This window comes from Cyanobium gracile UHCC 0281, from assembly GCF_034931305.1.
In the GTDB taxonomy this organism is placed as follows: Bacteria; Cyanobacteriota; Cyanobacteriia; order PCC-6307; family Cyanobiaceae; genus Cyanobium; species Cyanobium gracile_A.
Window position 1 is genome coordinate 1 of sequence record NZ_JAYGHY010000036.1, and the last position, 20,293, is coordinate 20,293.

The window sequence follows — 20,293 nt, forward strand, 5'->3', positions numbered from 1 at the left end:
CCGCTGAGGCAGGGGCGGCCGGTGCCTCGCCGTTCCCGGAGCTCCCCCTGCTGCGGGAGCAGTTGCTCACCTGGCAGGGCCGGCTGGCCGAGCACCAGGGGCCGCTCTATGCCGAAGCCACGGCCGGCGGGGCCGCCCCCCTGCTGCAGGGGCAGCTCTTCCCGATGGCGGCCGACCCTGGCGATCCCGCCGCGGTGGCGCGCCGCTTCGATCCCCTCCGCCTCAGTCCCCAGAGCCTCTCCTTCTGGCGCTGGCCCCGGCTGCCCCAGCGCGGGGCGGCCCTCTACCTGGTGATGGACCGTCCGCCCCAGCTGCCTGTGCCGTTACTGCTCTACGTCGGCGAGACGGGGCGGGCCGACCAGCGTTGGAAGGGAGACCACGACTGCAAGGGGTACCTGGCCGCCTATGGCGAGGCGCTGGCCCGGGTGGGGCTCCAGGCGCGGCCGAGCATCCGCTTCTGGAGCGACGTGCCGGCGGCGGTCTCCCCGCGCCGGGCCCTGGAGCAGGCCCTGATCCGGCGCTGGCTGCCCCCGTTCAACAAGGAGACCCGGGAGCGTTGGGCCACGCCGTTCACGGCCGACCCCGCCTGAGGGGCAGGGCCAGGCTGGCTACGATCACGGGTCGCCTGCGCTGGGTCCATGGAGTTTCGCTGTCTTGCCGTCACCCCTGCCGTCACTGGTGCTCTCAAGGAGACCTGGGCGGGTGACACCCTGGTGGTGGGCCTGTTCGCCCCCGCCGCGGGCAGCGGTCGGGCCCTGGCCGAAGAGCTGGTGGGCGAGGGCTTTGAAGCCTTGCTGCAGCGCCGCCGCTTCGAGGCCAAGCCCGGCCAGACCATCACCCTGGAGCGGCCGGGTGGCTCCCCGGCCAGCCTGATCCTGGTGGGCCTGGGGGATCCGGCCGACTTCGGCCTCGAGGCCCTGCGCAAGACCAGTGCCGAAGCGGCCCGCAGTGCCGCCGCCGCCGGTGCCGTGGAGCTCGGTCTCTGGCTTCCGGTGGAGGGGCTGGAGCCGGCGGTGGCCGCCGCCGCCATGGCCGAAGCGGTGCGGCTCGGGCTCTATGCCGACCAGCGCTTCAAAAGCGAGACCGAACCCCCGTCCCTTCCCTCCCTGGTGAGCCTGCTCGGCGTTGCGCCAGGGGCCGAGGCGGGCCTGGCCCATGTGGCGGCCACCTGCAGCGGTGTGGAACTGGCCCGGCGGCTGGTGGCGGCACCGCCCAACAAGGCGACCCCCCAGTCCCTGGCCGATGAGGCCGCCGCCATCGCCGACGCCTTCGGCCTCGAGCTCAAGGTGCTGGAGCGGGACGACTGCGAGGCCCTGGGCATGGGGGCCTACCTGGGGGTGGCCCAGGGCTCAGACCTGCCCCCCAAGTTCATCCATCTCACCTACCGGCCCGCCGGCGAGGTGACGCGGCGTGTGGTGCTGGTGGGCAAGGGGCTCACCTTTGATTCCGGCGGCTACAACCTCAAGACGGCCGGCTCCCAGATCGAGATGATGAAGTACGACATGGGCGGCAGCGCCGCCGTGCTCGGGGCCGCCCGCGCCATCGCCGAAATCCGGCCCGCCGGCCTGGAGGTGCACGTGATCGTGGCCAGCTGCGAAAACATGATCAGCGGCGGCGCCATCCACCCGGGTGATGTGCTCACCGCCTCCAACGGCAAGACCATCGAGATCAACAACACCGATGCGGAGGGGCGGCTCACCCTGGCCGATGCCCTCGTCTATGCCTGCGGCCTGGAACCGGATGCCATCGTCGATCTGGCCACCCTCACCGGGGCCTGCGTGATCGCCCTCGGCGAGGAGATCGCCGGGCTCTGGTCCCCCAGTGACGGCCTGGCCGAGGCCCTGCTCACTGCCGGCAACGCCGGCGGTGAGTCCTTCTGGCGCATGCCCCTGCGCTCCTCCTACAAAAAGGGGCTCAAGAGCCACATCGCCGACCTGAAGAACACCGGTCCGCGGCCGGGGGGCTCCATCACCGCCGCCCTCTTCCTGCAGGACTTCGTGACCCGGGGGCTGCCCTGGGCCCACCTCGACATTGCCGGGACCGTCTGGAGCGACAAAGCCCGCGGGGAGGATCCGGCCGGGGCCACCGGCTTTGGGGTACGCACGCTGGTGGCCTGGCTGGTGGCCGGTGCCGCCAGCTGAAGGTTGAGGCCTAGGTTTGCTTCCAGACCAGACAACACATCGCTCCATGGCCGTTCACAAGATCCGCTGGTACGTGAAGGCCCAGCTCGGTGTGCTCCTGCTCCCTGCCGGCCTCTGCCTGTTCGGGGAGGGGGTGATTCGTAAGGGTATCCAGACCTGGTCGGCCCTGGCGGCTTCAGCTGATCAGGGGCAGACGTTGCCGGAGGCCGGTCCCTGGGTCTGGTACGGCGCCCTGGGGCTGATCCTGATCAATGCGGGTGTGGGTCTGATGATCGAGAGCGGCCTGTTGCGTGGCTACCCCCGCACCCCGCCCCGGGTCTGAGGCTCAGACTCAGACCGCCACCGGCTCGGTGTCCCCCCTGCCGGGCAGGGGGATGTGCAGCTCGGCGGGAGATTCCAGGCGATGGATCTGCCAGGTGGCCTTCTCACCACAGCTGGCCTGCAGCTTGTCGAGGTCGTCGGACGCCTGCCTGGGGCTCGCATAGGGCCCGATGTGGCGCGTCTGCAGACCGTCACGGATGGTCAGCAGATACATACAGAGGCCCTCCCGTCGTGTGCCAAACGCTAGGGCATTCTTCGGGGTCGCGACAGGGTGGAAAAGCACCGTGTCTGCATCTTTTTGGCCGGATTCGGCTCAGCTGCCCTGCCAGCGCTGACGGCTGCGGGCCCGCTGACCCCAGACCGTGTCCAGGCGCCGGTCGCGCCCACAGGACCAGCGGTAGTAGTTGTACCGGACGCCATTGCGCTTGGCGTAGTTCTGGTGGTACCCCTCCGCCGGCCAGAACTTGGCCAGGGGCCGGATCGCCACCTTGAGTGCGGCCGCCGGCTTGCCCAGCTCCCGGGCTGCCGCGACCAGGCTGTTGCGGGCCTCCACGGCCTGGTTGGCGCTGGTGGTGAAGATCACCGGCCGGTAGGAATCGCCGCGGTCGCAGAACTGACCGCCGCCGTCGAGGGGGTCGATGTTGCGCCAGTAGGCCCGCAGCAGGGTCTCGTAGCGGATTTCGGTGTTGTCGAAGCGCACCCGCACCACCTCCTGATGGCCACTTCCCCCAGCCGAGACCTGTTTGTAGGTGGGGTTGGCGCTTTTGCCACCGCTGTAGCCGCTCTCCACGTTCAGGACGCCGGGGAGCTCCTCCAGATCGTGCTCCAGGCACCAGAAACAACCTCCCGCCAGAACGGCCTCCTCCGTGGCTGCCAGGGCGGGAGCCACCGGCGCCCCCAGGGCGAGCAGCAGCCCCAGCAGCAGCGCGATCAGTCGCATGGCGTGTGTCCCTAGAACGGTTCGAGGATCGCCGTCGCTGCCCGGCGGGTGACGCCCGGCTCCCCCAGCTTCTGACGTAGCCGAACGTAGCCCTCCTGCACCCGCTCCCGAGCCCCGGTGGCGGGATCGAACAGGGGCAGCAGGGCCGCCAGGATGGCGTCCGGGGTGAAGTCGTCCTGCAGCAGTTCCGGCACGAGCCGTTCACCGAGCACCAGGTTCACCGGAGAAATGTGCGCCACATTGAAGTGGATCACATGTTTGGCGAGGAACGCCGTGGGCCGGCTCACCCGATAGCCGGTCACCTGGGGCACCCCCCGCAGGGCCAGTTCCAGGTTGGCGGTGCCGGACTTGGTCAGGGCGGCATCGGCCGCAGCACAGAGCAGGGGCCGCAGGGCATCGGCCTCACCGGCCGGAATCACCCGCACCGCGGTGGCGCCGGCCCCCTGCATGGTCCCGGTAAGGACCGCCTCGAACCCGGGCAATCCAGCCGGCAGCAGCACCTGCAGATCGGGCCGCTGCCGCTGCAGCTTGGCCACCGCCTCGGCCATGGGCGGCAGCACGTAGCGCAGCTCCTGCCGCCGCGAGGCGGGCAGCATCAGCAACACCGGTGCCTCCTGGGGCAGGCCCAGTTGCTGGCGGGCCTCCTGGCGCGAGGGTCGCTGCTGCAGGGTGTCGATCAGGGGATGGCCCACCCAGGTGACCTGGGCGCCCCGTTCGGCGTAGAAGCTGGCCTCCTCCGGGAAGATCGCCAGGATCCGATCGGTGAAGCCGATCAGCCGGGTGGTGCCGCCGTCGCCGAGGCTGAAGGCCCATTCCTGGGGGGCGATGTAGTACGTGATGGGCACATCGGGGTAGAGCCGCCGCAGGCGCAGACCCAGGTTCACATTCGCCCCCATGTAATCGATCAGCACCACCGCATCCGGAGGGTGCAGCCGCAGCCAGCGGCGCACCCGGGCCTGCAGCTTGAGGGTGGGAATCACCAGGGGGATCGGTTCCCACAGGCCGATGGCCCCGAGCTTGGTGGTGTCCGCCAGGAGCTGGGCGCCGGCCCGCTCCATCCGACTGCCCCCGAGGGCCACCACCTCAAGGGGCAGGCAACGGCGGGCCGCCTCTTCGTGCAGGGCCTTGACCAGCAGGGAACCCTGCAGATCACCGGAGACCTCTCCGGTGCTGACCAGGAGTCGCACCATCAGCGCTGGGCCGGCAGCGGTCCGCGCCGGCCCGGCCCCACCGAGGCCTCCAGAAAGGCGCACAGTTCATCGGCTGCGGCCAGCAGGGGACGCTCCCGTGCCTGCCGCAGGGCGGCCGCCAGCACCAGATCGCTGCGGTAGATGAGGGTCCAGAGATCCTGCAGCTGGCGGAACTGGGCGCCATCATCGAGCTGGGCCACGCCGCTGCGCCGCAGCCCGACGCGGTTCAGGCCCCGGAGGCGGCCGGGATGGCCCTCCACCGTCATGAACGGGGGCACGTCGCGGTCGATGCGGCTCATGCCGCCCACCATCGCCAGGCTGCCGATGTGGACGAACTGGTGGATGCCGAGAACGCCACCGATCACGGCCCGGTCCCCGATCACCACGTGGCCCGCCACCGCCACACCGTTGGCGATCACGATCCGGTCAGAGAGCTGGCAGTTGTGGCCGATGTGGCTGTAGGCCATCAGCAGGTTGCCGTTGCCCAGGACGGTGCTCTCCCCTTCGGCGGTGGCGCGGTTGATGGTGACGCACTCGCGGATCGTGTTCTCGTCCCCCATCACCACTTCGGTGGGGGCGCCGCCGTACTTGAGGTCCTGGGGCTCGAGGCCGATGCAGGCCCCCGGGAAGATCCGGTTGCCCTTGCCCATCCGCACCCGTCCGTCGATCACGACATGGGGACCGATGCGACTGCCCTCGCCGATCTCCACCTCCGGACCGATGACCGAATAGGGGCCGATCTCCACTCCTGGGGCCAGCCGGGCCCGGGGATCGACCAGGGCCGTGGGATGCACGGATGTCGTCATGGCAGTACTCGACATCGCGTCAGTCCACGAGCGAGAACATCAGCTCGCCCGAGCAGACCCGCTCGCCATCGACCGTGGCGGTGGCGTGCACCTTGCCGAAGCGTTTGCGCTTGAGGCTGAGCAATTCGCAGGTGATCAGGAGCTGGTCGCCGGGCACCACGGGCCGGCGGAAGCGCACACCGTCGATGCCCGCGAAGACGAACAGGCCCTTGGGCAGATCGGGCATCTGGGTGACGATCAGGCCTCCCACCTGGGCCATGGCCTCGACGATCAGCACGCCGGGCATCAGCGGTCGGCCGGGGAAATGGCCCTGGAACTGCGGTTCGTTGAAGGTGACGTTCTTGAGCGCCACCGCCCGCTTGCCGGGGACGTACTCCACCACCCGATCCACCAGGGCGAAGGGATAGCGATGGGGGAGCAGGTTGAGGATCTGTTCGCTGCTGAGCACCACGGCCCGTGCCGCATCGGCGTCGGGGCAGGCCGCCGTGGCGGCCTCAGGAGCGGCGGAAGGAAGAACGGTCAAGGAATCAGTGGGTCGGTACGGGCACGGGCAGGCGGGACGCCTGGGCCGCAAGGGCCGCGGCCATGGCGGTGTGCAGGCCATGGGAACCGCGGTAGGCGAAGACGTGGGCCCTGGGCAGGCCCACCAACGCCAGATCTCCCAGCAGGTCCAGCAGCTTATGGCGCACCGGTTCGTCGCCGAAGCGCAGCGGCGGATTGACCCAGCCGTCGCCGTCACAGACCAGGGCATTGTCGAGGGCACCGCCGCGGATCAGGCCCGCGGCCAGCAACTGCTCCACCTGCTCCCGGAAGCCGAAGGTGCGGGCCGGGGCGATCTCCGCAACGAAGCGCTCGGGGGTGAGATCCAAGGCGTAGAGCTGGCGGCCGATGGCCGCCTGGGGAAAGTCGATGGCCGCCGCCAGGCGCAGCCGGTCGGCCGGTAGGGCCACCACAAAGCTCTGACCCTGCTGGAGGGTGAGGGGCAGGGCCGGCAAGGGGGGCTCAAGGCGCTCCCCCCGGCAGCTGATCCCCGCCTCGCCGATCGCTTCGACCCAGGGAAGCCCCGAGCCGTCCAGAAGGGGGATCTCCTCCCCGTCCACCAACAGCTCCGCCTGGCTGACGCCGGTGCCGGCGAGGGCCGCCAGCAGGTGCTCCACCGTGGCCAGGCGCCGATCGCCGAGCTGCAGGCAGGTGCAGAGGCGGGTGTCGCTCACCTGGTCGGGCCCCAGCCGCTCCAGGGGGCGTTGCGGGGCGTCCAGCCAGCCCAGCCAGTAGCCAGGACGCTCCGAAGGGCCGAGGCGGACCCGCGAAACGGCTCCGCTGTGCAGGCCGACCCCGGTGCGCTCGACAGAGGCGCTGAGGGTCCAGGCCTGGCGGTAGTCGCTGGGCCAGCTGGTCACTAGAACTTCCAGCCCACGCCGAGGTTGAAGCGCCACTCGCCGGTGAAGTCCTGGCTGGCCACCTCCAGGCGCAGCGGGCCGACGGGGGTGGTGACGATCAGGCCGGTGCCGATCGAGAAGCCCGAGCCCGGCTTGTTGAGCAGCCCACCCAGGTTGCCCGGCACTTTCGTCTGGCTGCCGAAGGTGGTGCCGCCATCGATGAACAGCTCGCCGCTGACGACGCTGAACAGGGGGAACCGGTATTCGATCGTGGCCTCACCGAAGCTGCGGCCCACGCCGAGATCGCAGTCGAAGTAACCCCGCACTGAGTTGCCGCCGCCCAGGCAGAAGGCCTCATAGGGCGGCAGATCGCCGATCACCGTGCCGGCGGACACCTGGAAGGCCAGAGCCTGTTTGCAGTCCTCGGTTTCACCGGCCTTGGGCCGGCAGCCTTTGTAGAACTTCAGCCAGCGCACCGGGATGTAGTGGGTGAAGCTGCCCCGCAGCCGGTTAAAGGTGGGGGAATCGGGACCCACTGAGAAGAACTGTTCGGTGCCGAGGCTGAGGAAGTTGCCCTGGGTGGGGTTGCGGGGATCGTTGAGGGTGCTCATCGTCGCCGCCAGCCGCAGGCCCAGCAACTGGTTGCGGGCGGCGCAGTTGTAGGCCAGACAGATGATCGAGTTGGTGGGAGCGGTGAACAGGGCAGTGGATTCATTCGGGGTGGCCAGACCGAAGCGGCGGGAGGTGCCGGAGAAGTCCATCGGCGTGGCCACCTGGCCGGTCAGACCAAGCAGAACGGTCCAGGGGGCCCGCTTGAAAGGGTTGCCGCCGTTGAGGGGCCGCACGAACTGAACGTTGGCGCCGACGCGCTGGATCAGGACGCTGTTGCCGTCGAACTGGAACCAGCTGAGGTTCTGACCGCTGGTCTCGGCGGCGATGCGGGCCGCCGTCACCGACGGGAAGACATCCAGGAGGGGGTTGAACGGCGAGAAAATGTTGTAGGCGACCTGGGTGCCAGGGGCCTGGTAAAAGTCGGAGACGGTGAAGATGTTGCCGTTGTTCTGGCTCTGGAACACCTGGGGGGCGTCGCGGCTGATGAAGGCCTTGAGGCGGAAGGCGGTGCGGTACTTGTCCCCCTTGATCCAGGGGTCGCTGAAGGAGATGTCGGCCAGGCCGCCGAACTGGCCGTAGGTGAAGCTGGTGGAGAGATCCCAGGCGCGGCCGAACAGGTTGCTGTCCTGCACCTGGATCTGGCCGAAGACCCCCTGGCTCTGGCTGTAGCCCAGACCACCGGAGAGCGAACCGGTCGACTGCTCGACCACTCCCAGCACGATCACCACCGAGCCGGGATCCTCCGGTTCGGGACGCAGGGTCACCTTGACATCGCTGAACAGGCCGGTGCCGTACAGACGCTTGAGGTCGTCCTCCAGATTGCGGCGGTTGAAGACCTCTCCGTTCTTGATGGAAATCTCCCTGGTGATGACCCATTCCTTGGTCTTGCCCTTGATCGGCTGGCCCTTGTCGTTGGTGGCCGATCCCTCCTTGTTGAGGAACTGCACCTCCACACCCTTGACCGTGCCCTGGCGCACCAGCAGCTGCACGTCGCCATCCGGGCCGACGCGGGAGGGGCCGGTGACACGGGCCAGGGAGAAGCCCTGGTCGGCATACCACTTCTGCAGTTCCTGCATGCGGCCCTGCAGGGTGACCAGGTTGAGGGTCTTGCCGTAATCACCGGCGAAGGTGTCCTGCAGCACCGTGTCGGGCAGCTTGGCGTCGGCGGGATCGAGGCTCACTTTGGTGAGCACCGGATTGGGCACCACCGAGACCACCAGCCTCACCCCAAGGGGGCCGTCCTGGGGCTGGATCCGGACGTCCGAGAACCAGCCCGTGGCGTAGATGGCCTGCAGGTCCGTTTCCAGTTCGCTGCGGGTGATGGCGTTGCCGGGGGTCACCGCCATGGCGGCGTAGGCGGCCAGCTCCAGGCGTTCCCGCTCGGGATGGTCCGCCAGGCCTTCGATCACCACCTCGCTGATCAGGACTCTCGGCTCGGCCGTGGCCGCAGGCGAGGGGGCTGGACCCAGGGAGGGTTTGCCGGGCCTGTCGTCGCTGGCGGCGGGGGCGCCAGGGGTTGGGGTGGCCGGAACGGCTGGGCTGGCCGGTGTGGCTTCGGGGCCAGGTGCCGCTGGGGTGCCGGCGGGGGCCGGGGCGACATCGGCTGGGGCGGCAAAAGGATCGGCGTCGGCCTGGGCCAACGAGGGCACCGAGGGCTGCCCCTCGCCCTTGGTGGGGAGATTCTCGGCCGCCCCGGCCTGGCCGCCGGCCAACAGCAGGGCCACGAGCAGTGGCAGGGAGGCGGTCGCCGCCCGGGGCGTGACGCTTCGAAGGGTGTGGGGCCTGCCGAGGCGAACGCCAATCATGGATGTCGTCTGCAGAGCGGCCAGGCCGCAAATTCCGCTGACCTTACCCGTAGACCCGCGGTTCGGGACAGACCCCTTGGACCCGTTTGAGGACCTCCCCGTAGGCCTCGACAACACCGCCCAGGTCCTGGCGGAAACGGTCCTTGTCGAGAATTCGCTCCTGGGCATCGCTCACCGCCCGGTTCCAGAGGCGGCAGGTGTCGGGGCTGATCTCGTCCGCCACCACCAGTTCACCGGTGCTGGTGAACCCCAGTTCGATCTTGAAATCCACCAGTTCGAGACCCACCTGGGCAAACAGCTGGCGCAGGGCGCCGTTGACGCGGAAGGCCAGGTCCCTGATCGACTCCATCTGGGCGGGCGTCACCAGCGCGAGCCGCTCCAGCCGCGCTTCGCTGAGCAGGGGATCGCCCAGGGAATCGTCCTTGTAGTACAGATCGAGAAGCGGCGGATCCAGGCGGGTGCCCGCCGCAATCGGCATCTGGCGGCAGAGGGAACCGGCGGCCACGTTGCGCACCACCACTTCCACCGGCACCACCCGCACCGGCCGCACCATCATCCAGTGATCCCCCTGCAGGCCCAGGTAGTGGGTGGGCACGCCCAGCCGCTCCAGGTGCTCGAACAGCAGGGCGGAGATGCGGCAGTTGAGGGCCCCCTTGCCGAGCAGCTGGGCCTTCTTGAGGGCATTGAAGGCTGTGGCGTCGTCCTTGTATTCCACGGCTACCAGGTCGTCCTGGTCGGTGGCGTAGACCCGCTTCGCCTTGCCTTCGTAAAGGAGGGGGCCGGTGCCAGGGGTGTGGGTCATGGGGCGGGTGTCGTGGTCGGGGCCGGGTCCGTTGCCGGTACCGGAAGATCGGCGGCATGGCCGCCGGGCTCGCGGGGGGAGCGCAGCTGGATCTCCAGCTGGCGGGTGCGCGGGGCCGAAGCCGGATCCTCGCGCCGCCAGCGCCATTCCCCGTAGGCGTCGTCGATGCGGCCGCTGAGCCGCAGGCGGCGCTCCACGGCCCGCCCGGAGGGCAGGGCGGCCTGGGTGTCCAGCAGTTCCGCGACCAGACCCCAGGCCCCCGCCGCGGCCGCCTGGTCGAGGGCCGCCTCCAGCAGGGCCTCCCGCTCCGGCGCCGGCAGTTCCTCCAGCAGCCCCACCGCCTGCTGCAGCCGCAGGGCTCCCGCCAGGCCGCCCTGGCGGGCCCGCACCAGCAGTTCACCGCCGACCCGGGGAAAGCCCCGTGATTCCAGATGCAGGGCCAGCAACTCCAGGGCGGAGCGACTGATCACGGTGCCATCCTCCCGGCGCTGCAGCGGCAGGGCGATGGCATCGAGGGACGTCCCGCTCTCCTGCCGCAGCCGCTCCAGGGCCAGGGCGGCCCGGCGGTGGTCCAGTCCCGCCGAAGCAGCGCGCCACTGCAGCTGCAACCACTGCACCCGCTCGGCTCCGGCGGCCGGTCCGAAGCGGTTGAGCACGTCCATGGCCTCGCTGGGGGCCCGGCAGCTGAGCAGCACGTCGGCGTTGGCCAGCACCACCTCCAGGGGCTGGGGGGCCGGGTGGAGCGTCAGCAGCCGCTGCTGCAGCTGCCTCAGGCGCTCGCCCAGATCGGCTTCAGCGCTCTGGCGACAGGCCGCGTCGAGCTGCTCCAGGTCTCCGTTGCGCAACAGATCGGCGAACGCCTTGTCACTGAGGAGGGGTGGCGGTTCATCAGGCTCCTCTGCCGGCACGGAGGGCCCGGGTGCTGCCCCGTCGGCGGCAGGACCCGGGGGTGCCTGGCCTGGTGCCAGCGCCGGCGCAGCGGTCGTGGGGTTCGCCGCCGCAGCCCCCAGCGGCGTGAACAGGCCCAGGAGGGCCAGGGCTCCGAAGGCCCTCAGGAGCGTCGATCGCCAGTCCCATGGCCGTCGCTGCCCGCGCAGGGGCTGGCCGGTGGTCGGACCGGATCCGCGGGGTTGGGCAGCGGTCGAGGCGGCGGTCGGAGAGAATGGCAAAGGGGAGTGGCAGCAAGGCAGGTCAGGGCAACCGGTGCAGCACCTGTGCCGGCGCTCAACCTAGGGGAGCTCTCCTCCCCGATCCACCCCCCGTTCTGCTCCCCTCTTCTGCCCATGGCTTCACCCGCCCCCCCTGCTGCTGCCGACGCTGGCCCGGTGCCGGCCCGGATCCTGGTGGTGGGCGGCGGTGGCCGCGAGAACGCCCTGGGCTGGGCCCTGGCGCGCTGTCCGGGGGTGGAGCAGGTGCTGGTGGCCCCTGGCAACGGGGGTACCGCGGCCCTGGCGGGCTGCGTCCAGCTGGCGATCGCTGAATCCGACCAGGAGGCCCTGGCCGCGGTCTGCCGCGAGCGCGCCATCGATCTGGTGGTGGTGGGGCCGGAAGCGCCGCTGGCGGCCGGTCTGGCGGACCGGCTGCGGGCTGGGGGGCTGGCGGTCTTCGGTCCCGGGGCGGACGGGGCCCTGCTGGAGGCCAGCAAGCGCTGGGCCAAGGACCTGATGCGCGAAGCCGGCGTGCCCACAGCGGGCTACTGGGCGGCAACGTCCCGGCAGGAGGCCCTGGAGGCCCTGGAACGGCATGGCCGCCCCCTGGTGGTGAAGGCCGATGGGCTGGCGGCCGGCAAGGGCGTGACGGTGGCCGACAGCCTTGAGCAGTGCCGCGAGGCCATCGAGGAGGTGTTCGCCGGCCGCTTCCAGACCACCGCCCCTGGTGAGCCGGCCGCCGCCCCCTCCCTGGTGCTGGAGGAGCGCCTGCACGGCCCGGAGGTGTCGGTGTTCGCCCTCACCGACGGCCGCAGCATGGTGCTGCTGCCCCCGGCCCAGGACCACAAACGCATCGGCGAGGGGGACACCGGTCCCAACACCGGCGGCATGGGGGCCTATGCCCCGGCCCTTCTGCTGGATGGGGCGGGACTGGAGCAGGTGCGCCAGCTGGTTTTGGAGCCGGTCCTGGCGGCCCTGCGGGCCAGGGGCATCGACTACCGCGGCGTGATCTTTGCTGGCCTGATGCTCACCGAAGACGGGCTGCGGGTGATCGAGTTCAACTGCCGCTTCGGGGACCCGGAATGCGAGACCCTGATGCCTCTGCTGGGCCCTGAGCTGGCCAGGGTGCTGCTGGCCTGTGCCAGCGGCCGTCTGGAGGAGGCTCCGCCCCTGACGATCGAACCCCGCTGCAGCGCCTGCGTGATCGCCGCCGCCGAGGGCTATCCCGGCGAGGTGCGTCGTGGGGATCCGATCCATGGCGAGCTGACCGACGACCCTGACCTGCAGCTGTTTCACGCCGGCAGTCGCCGCGGCGAGGACGGCCACGTGGTCACGGCGGGCGGGCGGGTGCTGGCGGTGGTGGCCCAGGCCGAGGATTTCGATGCGGCCTTCGAGCGGGTTTATGCCGGCCTTGGGCAGGTGGGTTTTGAGGGCATGGTCTTCCGCCGCGACATCGGCCACCAGGTGCGGACGCGTCCGCCGGTGCGGCCATGACGCTCAGCGACCCAGGCCAAACACGCACCAGCACGTCACCAGATGATTCCCTGAACCTGTGGCGGGCGCGCCTGCGGCGTTGGTGGGCCGAATTCAGCCTGCAGACGAAACTGCTGGCGGTCGCCACCCTCGTGGTGAGCCTGCTGATGACAGGCATCACCTTCCTGGCGCTCAATGGCATCCAGCGCGATGCCCGCATGAGCGACACCCGCTTTGCCCGCGATCTCGGGTTGCTGCTGTCGGCCAACGTCACTCCCTTGGTGGCGGAGGGCAACGATCGCGAACTGGCCTCGGTGGCCGAACGCTTCTGGCAGTCGAGCCGCAGCCTCCGCTACATCTTTTTCGCCGATTCCGACGGCGTGATCTATCTGGGCATCCCCATGGGGGGCAGCACCGGCATGGGCGAGCGGGTGCTCAGCCGCCGCCTGGAGCTGCCGGCCGACATCCAGCGCCGCCCCGACAACCCCCTGATCCGCCAGCACCTCACCCCGGACGGCCAGGTCACCGATGTGTTCGTGCCGATGGTGAGCGACGGCCGCTATCTGGGGGTGGTGGCCCTGGGCATCAATCCCAACGAAACGCTCCTGGCCAGTGCCGCCCTCACCCGGGAGGTGACCGTGGCCGTGTTCATCTCCATCTGGGTGCTGGTGATCCTGGGCTCGGTGTTCAACGCCCTCACCATCACCCAGCCGGTGAAGGAGCTGCTGCGGGGGGTGCGCTCGATCGCCGGTGGCAACTTCGAGACCCGCATCGCCCTGCCGGTGGGGGGGGAGCTCGGCGAACTTCTCAACGGGTTCAACACCATGGCCTCCCAGCTGGAGGTCTACAAGGCGGCCAACATCGAGGAGCTCACCGCCGCCCAGGTGAAGCAGCAGTCGCTGATCGCCACCATGGCCGATGGGGCGGTGCTGCTCGACGCTGAAGGGCAGATCGTGCTGGCCAACCCCACCGCCCGGCGCCTGTTCCGCTGGGAAGGCCGGAACCTGGAGGGCAACGAGCTGGCCGGCGAACTGCCTGATCGGCTGGCCATGGAGCTGCACGATCCGCTGGAGAGCCTGATCCTCAGCGAGCGGGACAACACCGAGGTGCGCTGCAGCTTCGGTGATCCCGCCCGTACCCTGCGCATCGTGCTCCAGTCGGTGCGGGATGCCAGCGGCGAGAGCCTCAAGGGCATCGCCATGACCATTCAGGACCTCACCCGGGAGGTGGAGCTGAATGCGGCCCAGAGCCGCTTCATCAGCAATGTCTCCCACGAGCTGCGCACTCCCCTGTGCAACATCAAGAGCTACGTGGAGACGCTCCACGACATGGGCGACCTGCTCAGCCCCGAGGAGCAGAAGGAATTCCTGAGCATCGCCAACGCCGAGACCGACCGGCTCTCACGACTGGTCACTGACGTGCTCGACCTGTCACGGCTGGAATCCGACCGGGTCTGGCAGCTGGAGCCCATGGACCTCGCCCCGGCCATCGAGCAGACCCTGCGCACCTACCGCCTGAACGCCGAGGAAAAGGGGGTCACTCTGATCTTTGCCAGCGATCAGCATCTGCCCCGGGTCCGTGGCAACTGGGATCTGCTGCTGCAGGTGTTCGACAACCTGGTGGGCAACGCCCTCAAGTTCACCCAGGTCGGCGGCCAGCTGCTGCTGCGCGCCTACCCCTGGCCCGACCACTGCCTGCTGGATCCAGTCGCCAGCCCGGACGACCACCCCTCCTGTGCGCTCACCTCCCCCCTGCCCCGGCTGCGGGTCGAGATCGCCGACAGCGGCTGCGGTATCTCCGAAGCCGACCAGGCGCGGATCTTCGAGCGGTTCTTCCGGGTGGAAAACGCCGTCCACACCGAGGCTGGCACCGGGCTGGGACTCTCCATCGTGCGCGGCATTCTCGAGAAACACGGCAGCCAGGCCCGCATGGCCAGCGAGCCCGGGGTGGGCACCACCTTCTGGTTCGACCTGCCGCTGGAGGATGCCGACGGCGATGAATTGCAGGTCCAGGTGGAGCGCTCCTCCTCCATGGCCGACTTGGACAAGGAACGGCGGATTCCTGTGGGATGAGCCACGGCCTTCAGGTGCCCCTTGGCCGGCCATCCCGCCGAGGATAAGGGTATGGAACAGAGGAAGACTTCTCGATGGAGATCGCGTCATTGAGGTGAATCACAGCACATCCATTCAGGCTTGCCTGAGGCACGTGTTGCCGCAGCCGGCCATGACCAGCCCCGCTTGCATCATTGGGCAGAGCACATCACGCGCCGCTATTCACGATGGCGAAGACCGTTGCTGATGGCCCTCATTCTGAGCTCCAATCCGGGCATGATCCAGAGCTGAAGTCTGCAGTCGGCTCCAGATTCACGCACCGTCACTTGGGTCCCGTGCGTGGCTGATGGGTCATCCGTTGTGTGCGTATGATTGGCCCATTGGTGACAAAACTGGGCGATGCATCTGTTCATCCATATCGGTGATCATAAGACAGGAACCACTTCCATCCAGGCCTTTCTGAGGCGGCGGGCAGGCGAGCTTGCAGCGTCAGGAATCTACATACCCATAGCTGGCACGAATTCAGCTAATCCAGGCCATCACAATCTGCCATTTCAGCTCATAGGGGTCAAGCAATTGAATCAGCGCGATGGTGGCCTGGATGAGCTGCTGGCTGAGTTGCGGCATTGCCGGCTGCCCAGGGGGGTGATCAGCAGTGAGGAGTTCAGTCATTTAGTCGTCCTGCCAGAAGGTTTGAAAGTTCTGGAATCATCGCTGCGAGAGGAGGGGCACACCCTGAGCTGGTTGATGTTCTTGCGTCGTGTGGACGACTATTCGGAGTCGTTGTACTGCGAAATGGTGCGATCAGGTATTCCGCCTCGTCATGGATATCCTGGCATGGCTTTGACTTTTCTGCTCCGCGGCAGGTATCGCTACAAGTTCTGCGATTACGGAGCCTTTGTTCGCCAATGGCGTAGCCTTTCAGCTTCTCCGCTGCATCTGTACGACTATGACCTGGCCGTGAGCAGGGAAGGATTGCTGGCCTGTTTCCTGGCGGCGATTGGTGCTCCGGCCTCCCTGATCGAAGCCAGCAACGCCCCACCCGTGCTGAATCGGCGCCACGAGCAGATCACGCGCCACTTCCGACGTGTTTTCCGCCCCCTGCTGATGGCCCGCTTTCACCGCTCCAACCAGCGAGCCCTCAACAGCTGATCACGCTGGCGCTGCCTCGGTTCAGCTTTCTCCGTCCACGCTGCGCATGATGCGCCCGAGGTCGGCCCTTTCGTCGGTGGTGATGCGATGGGGAACACCGCTGATGATGCGCTCGAAGTTGGCGAAGGAATCCTTGATCTCCGGACCTTTGCTCGTGATCACGAACTCCCGGATGCCCTTGTCGTGCCAGGAACCGCGCATCTTGAACACGTTCAGGGCCCGGGCCATTTCGCCGCGAATCTCCACATACTGCAGCAGCAGGATGGTGTCGGTGATGGTGGAGATGTGGGAGTCGGTGATCGAGTGGCTGCCCATGAACTCCTCGGAGGTGTTGGTGAAGAAGCCTGCAATCTCCTCCTGCTTCGCATACCCCGTCACGCCGATCACGAACTGCCGGAAGGCGTTGTGGCTGACGCCCCTGGCAAGGGCGGAGAGGGAATCGATCGCCATCCGGGACGGCTTGAACTCGCTGATCTCCGTCTTGATGATCTGCAGGTGATCCTCCAGGCCGGTGGACTCCGGATAGGCGCAGATGATCTTGAGCAGACCGTCCTGCTCCATCTGCTCAAAATCGATGCCCCAGCTGGTGGCGTTGCGCAGCAGCTGGGAGCGGGATTCCTCGTAGGCAAACAGGATGGCCCGTTCCTTGCTGCGGCAGGCATCCTCGACGAACTTGCTGACCAGCAGGGTCTTGCCGGTGCCGGTGGCACCGGTCGCCAGGATGACGGAGTCCTTGAAGAATCCACCGCCGCACATCTCATCGAGCCGGGGCACACCGGAACTGATGCGCACATTGGAGGAGCGCTGGGTGAGGCGCATCGCCCCCAGTGGGAAGACACTGATGCCGTGGCTGCCCATGGTGAAGGGAAACTCCCCCTTCATGTGGGTGGTGCCACGGAGCTTGAGCACCTCCACGGTGCGGCGACGCCTTTCCCCCTCCAGCACGTTGCGCAGGATCACCACGTTGTCGGAGACGAATTCCTCGACGCCGTAGCGGGCGATGGGCCCGTATTCGTCGATGCGTTCGGTGGTCATCACCGTGGTGACGCCGATTTCCTTGAGCCGGGCGATCAACCGGAAGATCTCCCTGCGCACCACGGAGATGGCGTCGTACTGCTGGAAGACGGCAGTGATGGAGTCGATGGCCACCCGCTTCGCTTTGTATTTACGAATCGCGTAGTGGATGCGTTCGATCAGGCCGGAAAGATCGAAACTTCCGGAGACCTCCTGGCCGTCGGGATCCGGAGAAGCATCCAGCACAAAAAGCTTGTTCTGCTCCACCATCTCCTGCAGGTTCCAGCCGAAGCTGGAGGCATTGCGAAGGATGTCGAGGGGCGATTCCTCGAAGGTGACGAAGATGCCATGCTCGTTGAACTGGCGGATCCCATTGCAGAGGAAATTCAACGAAAAGACCGTTTTTCCGGTTCCTGAGGTGCCGCTGATCAGGGTCGATCGACCAATCGGCAGACCGCCATGGCAGATGTCATCAAAGCCTTCGATTCCCGTGGGAAGCTTCTGCATCTGCATTCGGTTGGCGCTGAGGTCGTGGTCGTTGGGATCCGGCATCGAAGGGATGGAAGGGGAAGGGGCTGGTGTTGCTGCGGGGATGGACTGGCCAGGACGGCCTCAGGAGGATTCGGGAGGGGAGGCTTCACCGCCTGCTTCGAGAGCGTCGATGTCCAGCCTGAAGTCATCGTCCGAGAGTTCTTCGTAGAGGAGATCGAGGCCGATCAGCACCCGATCCCGGTCGGACAGATCGCCGATGATCCGCCGCACCGGTGGGGGGAGGATCTTCGCCAGGGTGGGTGTGGCCAGGATCTTGTCCTCCTCCGCCAGTTGAGGATTCTTGAGGACGTCGATCACCTTGAGGGCGTAGACCCCACGAAACTCGGACTCGAGGATGTCACGGAGTGTCTTCAGCGCCCGCATGGAATTGGGCGTGTTGCCTGCCACGTAGAGCTTGAGGATGTAAGTCTTGCGAAAAGTCATGGCAGTGGCTTAAGCGGAGGGGCTGGTTGTTTCGGACATGGGGCTTGGCACGATCGGCACGTCCGCAGGAATGGAGCGCCGATACATTTCGCAGAGGTGGGCCATGACGTCAAGGAGGGCCAGGCGGTAGTCCTGGAGGAAATCGTTCTTCTGACCTTTCAGCATGAGCTGTTTCCAGAACTCTTCAATCAGGTTCATGTGGATCTCGACCATTTTGGTGATCGGCAGATCGGCGAAGAAGGCTGTGTTCACGAAGCTTTCGATCGCCTGGTTGGCCGTGGCCGGATCTTTGAAGTAACTGATCAGCAGATCGCGGTAGCTGCGTCGTAGGGAGTCGAGCAGTTCGGTGCGCTCCTCGGCCTCCAGGTTGCGCAGGAAGCGGGAGGGATCCCGCTTGTAATAGACGCTCAGGTATCCGAGGCGTCCGTTCAACCGGTTCGACAGCTTCCAGCCGTCGGGGGTGGCCGCCTGTGCTTCGCTGCTGGATGGCGGGGTGTGGCTGCGCAGGAACCGGGAGACGGCCGCATCGAGGCTGTAGCTCAGCTGTTCCAGCTGGTCAGGGGGCAGGCGGACTTCCGCCCCATGGAACAACACGTCGCCGCTGACGGGTCCGATCAGCACGGCTGGCAGCTCGAGCCCCCGTTCGTGCATGGTCCCGAAGAAGCTTTCCACCACGGCACCCTCCTCGAGCAGGAGTCCGTCGACGTCCTCACAGCGCTGCTCCAGCTGGGCGAGGGGGTCGGTGGTGGGGTCGAGAGCCACCAACTGGTAGCGCCCGCCCTTGAGCCACTGGGCGCAGGCCTCGGCCAATGCAGGGGTCTGGATGAGGGTGAGGATGTTGAGGACGGGTTGGGGCATCGACCGCTGCGGCGGGGAATTCCCCTGATCGAGCTGATTCTTGACGGAAGGAGGTCCAGGGCGGGAGGATCTTTGTTCTGTCTTTCGATTCCGTGCGCCCAGGCCCAATGGCGGCACCTTGCCGCCAGCCTGGCCACGCCCCTTGACGTGATGACCCAAGCCCCCCAGCAGAACCTCCCGAGCGATGCCGCGACAGGAGCCGCCACGACGGACAGCACCGCTGCCTACGCCATTGTCGAAGCCTCCGGTCAGCAGTTCTGGCTGCAGACCGATCGCTACGTCGACCTTGATCGCCTCAGCGCCGACGTCGACAGCACTGTCACCCTGGAGAACGTGCTTCTGGTGAAGGACGCGTCCGGCACCACCCTGGGCCAGCCCTACGTGGCAGGCGCCACCGTGGAGCTCAAGGTGATGGCCCACCGCCGCGGCCAGAAGATCATCGTTTACAAGATGCGTCCCAAGAAGAAGACCCGCCGCAAGAACGGTCACCGCCAGGAACTCACCCGTGTGATGGTCCAGTCCATCAAGGTCGGCGGCAAGGCGATCGTCTGATCGGGTTCCCCAGCGTTCCGTTCTCATTTCCCCCTTCCCCCTCTCGCTTTCCCCATGGCCCACAAGAAAGGCACAGGTTCCACCCGTAACGGCCGCGACTCCAATTCCAAGCGCCTCGGCGTCAAGCGCTACGGCGGTGAAACCGTCAGCGCCGGTTCGATCCTGATCCGACAGCGCGGCACCTCCGTGATCCCCGGCGTCAACGTGGGTCGCGGTTCCGATGACACCCTGTTCGCCCTGGTGGACGGCGTGGTCAGCTTCGAATCGATCAAGCGGGGCCTGCGCAACCGCAAGCGCATCAACATCGCTGTGGCCGCCTAGGTCAGGGGAACCTCGCCCAGTTCGGTGCCGTCCCCCGGCACCTCCAGGTATCTCCTCAGCCAGCCCACCAGCAGGTAGAAGGGCAGGGTGTCGGCCAGGGCCGCCACCAGCTTGAACACATAGCCGCTGGCGATGAACACGCCGAGCTGGGGCAGCACGGGCTCACCGGCCCTGATCGGCAGCACATGGGCGGCGTAGTGGCTGATCAGCACCACCGCCGAGGTGTCCACGATCTGGCTGATCAGGGTGGAGCCGTTGTTGCGCAGCCACAGGGCCTTGCCGTTGCTGAAGCGCTTCCAGAAATGGAACAGGCGCACGTCAGTGAACTGGGCGGCCATGTAGGCGGCCATGGAGGCCCCCACGGCCCCGAAGGCCAGGCGCCGCACCTCGAAGAACACCGGCACCCCATCGGCCTGGGTGTCGGTGGGCAGGCCGGCCACCCCACCGAACCCGTCCAGACCCGGCAGGATGCCACCCAGCCAGAGCACCAGCACGATCCAGCCGTTGAGCATCAGACCCACCCACACCACCTGGGAGGCGCGTCGCTCACCCCAGATCTCGCTGATCAGGTCGGTGCACAGGAAGGTGACCGGGTATGGCAAGGCCCCGATCGCCACGATGATCGGGAAGGAGCCGATGCTGCCCAGATTCAGGAACCGGGTCAGCCCCAGGATGTTCAGCATGCCCATGGTCCCCAGGAAGATGCCGGCCAGCACCAGAAAGGCCACCTCGCGCCGGTCCTGCAGGGTCATC

Annotated in this window: 21 protein-coding genes; 8 read left to right on the forward strand and 13 right to left on the reverse strand. The window is 67.6% G+C overall.

Features of this window, described 5'->3' with window-relative positions; translation table 11 throughout:
- From VB739_RS10890 to VB739_RS10900, 3 genes are all read left to right on the forward strand, one after another.
- A partial coding sequence (locus tag VB739_RS10890; RefSeq protein ID WP_416233323.1) for a GIY-YIG nuclease family protein occupies positions 1-590 on the forward strand: 590 nt, incomplete at its 5' end.
- Between the two features lie 48 nt (positions 591-638).
- Positions 639-2,141, forward strand: a complete 1,503-nt coding sequence (locus VB739_RS10895; RefSeq protein ID WP_323357084.1) for a leucyl aminopeptidase — start codon at positions 639-641, stop codon at positions 2,139-2,141.
- 46 nt (positions 2,142-2,187) lie between these two features.
- Positions 2,188-2,463 (forward strand): hypothetical protein, encoded by a 276-nt coding sequence (locus tag VB739_RS10900; RefSeq protein ID WP_323357085.1) that lies wholly within the window; start codon positions 2,188-2,190, stop codon positions 2,461-2,463.
- 9 nt (positions 2,464-2,472) lie between these two features.
- On the opposite strand, the gene VB739_RS10905 is transcribed toward VB739_RS10900, so the two are convergent.
- From VB739_RS10905 to VB739_RS10945, 9 genes are all read right to left on the reverse strand, one after another.
- Complete coding sequence (locus tag VB739_RS10905) at positions 2,473-2,676, reverse strand: hypothetical protein (RefSeq protein WP_323357086.1); 204 nt, start codon at positions 2,674-2,676, stop codon at positions 2,473-2,475.
- 99 nt (positions 2,677-2,775) lie between these two features.
- A complete protein-coding gene (msrA, locus tag VB739_RS10910) occupies positions 2,776-3,402 on the reverse strand; it encodes a peptide-methionine (S)-S-oxide reductase MsrA (RefSeq protein ID WP_323357087.1) in 627 nt (208 codons plus the stop codon).
- An 11-nt stretch (positions 3,403-3,413) separates the two neighbouring features.
- Positions 3,414-4,592 (reverse strand): lipid-A-disaccharide synthase, encoded by a 1,179-nt coding sequence (lpxB, locus tag VB739_RS10915; RefSeq protein WP_323357088.1) that lies wholly within the window; start codon positions 4,590-4,592, stop codon positions 3,414-3,416.
- Positions 4,592-5,398, reverse strand: a complete 807-nt coding sequence (gene lpxA, locus VB739_RS10920; RefSeq protein WP_323357089.1) for an acyl-ACP--UDP-N-acetylglucosamine O-acyltransferase — start codon at positions 5,396-5,398, stop codon at positions 4,592-4,594. Before lpxA ends, lpxB begins: the two co-directional genes overlap by 1 nt.
- 19 nt (positions 5,399-5,417) lie before the next feature.
- Complete coding sequence (gene fabZ, locus VB739_RS10925; RefSeq protein WP_254944405.1) at positions 5,418-5,846, reverse strand: 3-hydroxyacyl-ACP dehydratase FabZ; 429 nt, start codon at positions 5,844-5,846, stop codon at positions 5,418-5,420.
- Positions 5,847-5,925: 79 nt separating this feature from the next.
- On the reverse strand, positions 5,926-6,798 hold the full coding sequence (gene lpxC, locus VB739_RS10930) for a UDP-3-O-acyl-N-acetylglucosamine deacetylase (protein WP_323357090.1): 873 nt from the start codon (positions 6,796-6,798) through the stop codon (positions 5,926-5,928).
- Positions 6,798-9,194 (reverse strand): BamA/TamA family outer membrane protein, encoded by a 2,397-nt coding sequence (locus VB739_RS10935; RefSeq protein ID WP_323357091.1) that lies wholly within the window; start codon positions 9,192-9,194, stop codon positions 6,798-6,800. Before VB739_RS10935 ends, lpxC begins: the two co-directional genes overlap by 1 nt.
- Positions 9,195-9,237: 43 nt before the next feature.
- On the reverse strand, positions 9,238-9,996 hold the full coding sequence (gene purC, locus VB739_RS10940; protein WP_323357092.1) for a phosphoribosylaminoimidazolesuccinocarboxamide synthase: 759 nt from the start codon (positions 9,994-9,996) through the stop codon (positions 9,238-9,240).
- Positions 9,993-11,165, reverse strand: coding sequence for a hypothetical protein (locus VB739_RS10945; RefSeq protein WP_323357093.1), 1,173 nt, complete (start codon positions 11,163-11,165; stop codon positions 9,993-9,995). Before VB739_RS10945 ends, purC begins: the two co-directional genes overlap by 4 nt.
- Before the next feature lie 114 nt (positions 11,166-11,279).
- Between VB739_RS10945 and purD the strand changes: the two genes are divergently transcribed.
- The 3 genes from purD (at position 11,280) to VB739_RS10960 (ending at position 15,820) form a co-directional block, all read left to right on the forward strand.
- Complete coding sequence (purD, locus tag VB739_RS10950; RefSeq protein ID WP_323357094.1) at positions 11,280-12,638, forward strand: phosphoribosylamine--glycine ligase; 1,359 nt, start codon at positions 11,280-11,282, stop codon at positions 12,636-12,638.
- Positions 12,635-14,689 (forward strand): ATP-binding protein, encoded by a 2,055-nt coding sequence (locus VB739_RS10955; protein WP_323357095.1) that lies wholly within the window; start codon positions 12,635-12,637, stop codon positions 14,687-14,689. The genes purD and VB739_RS10955 overlap by 4 nt, the downstream gene beginning before the upstream one ends.
- A gap of 378 nt (positions 14,690-15,067) precedes the next feature.
- A complete protein-coding gene (locus VB739_RS10960; RefSeq protein WP_323357096.1) occupies positions 15,068-15,820 on the forward strand; it encodes a hypothetical protein in 753 nt (250 codons plus the stop codon).
- A gap of 21 nt (positions 15,821-15,841) precedes the next feature.
- Here the strand turns inward: VB739_RS10960 and kaiC are convergent, their stop codons facing one another.
- The 3 genes from kaiC to VB739_RS10975 are packed head-to-tail and all read right to left on the reverse strand — an operon-like array spanning position 15,842 to position 18,667.
- Positions 15,842-17,386: a circadian clock protein KaiC gene (kaiC, locus tag VB739_RS10965; RefSeq protein WP_323357097.1), complete on the reverse strand. Its 1,545-nt coding sequence runs from the start codon at positions 17,384-17,386 to the stop codon at positions 15,842-15,844.
- Between the two features lie 60 nt (positions 17,387-17,446).
- Positions 17,447-17,809 carry a circadian clock protein KaiB gene (gene kaiB, locus VB739_RS10970; protein ID WP_323357098.1) on the reverse strand — a complete coding sequence of 121 codons (363 nt, stop codon included), beginning with the start codon at positions 17,807-17,809 and terminating at the stop codon, positions 17,447-17,449.
- Positions 17,810-17,818: 9 nt separating this feature from the next.
- Entirely contained in the window at positions 17,819-18,667 is an 849-nt protein-coding gene (locus tag VB739_RS10975) for a circadian clock protein KaiA (protein WP_323357099.1), read from the reverse strand.
- 150 nt (positions 18,668-18,817) lie between these two features.
- Between VB739_RS10975 and rplU the strand changes: the two genes are divergently transcribed.
- Together rplU and rpmA are read left to right on the forward strand one after the other, a co-directional pair.
- Complete coding sequence (rplU, locus tag VB739_RS10980) at positions 18,818-19,219, forward strand: 50S ribosomal protein L21 (protein ID WP_323357100.1); 402 nt, start codon at positions 18,818-18,820, stop codon at positions 19,217-19,219.
- Between the two features lie 54 nt (positions 19,220-19,273).
- Complete coding sequence (gene rpmA, locus VB739_RS10985) at positions 19,274-19,540, forward strand: 50S ribosomal protein L27 (protein ID WP_094585604.1); 267 nt, start codon at positions 19,274-19,276, stop codon at positions 19,538-19,540.
- Here the strand turns inward: rpmA and VB739_RS10990 are convergent.
- Positions 19,537-20,292, reverse strand: a complete 756-nt coding sequence (locus VB739_RS10990) for a queuosine precursor transporter (protein ID WP_323357101.1) — start codon at positions 20,290-20,292, stop codon at positions 19,537-19,539. The two genes, rpmA and VB739_RS10990, sit on opposite strands and share 4 nt — an antisense overlap.
- Between the last annotated feature and the right edge of the window lies 1 nt (position 20,293).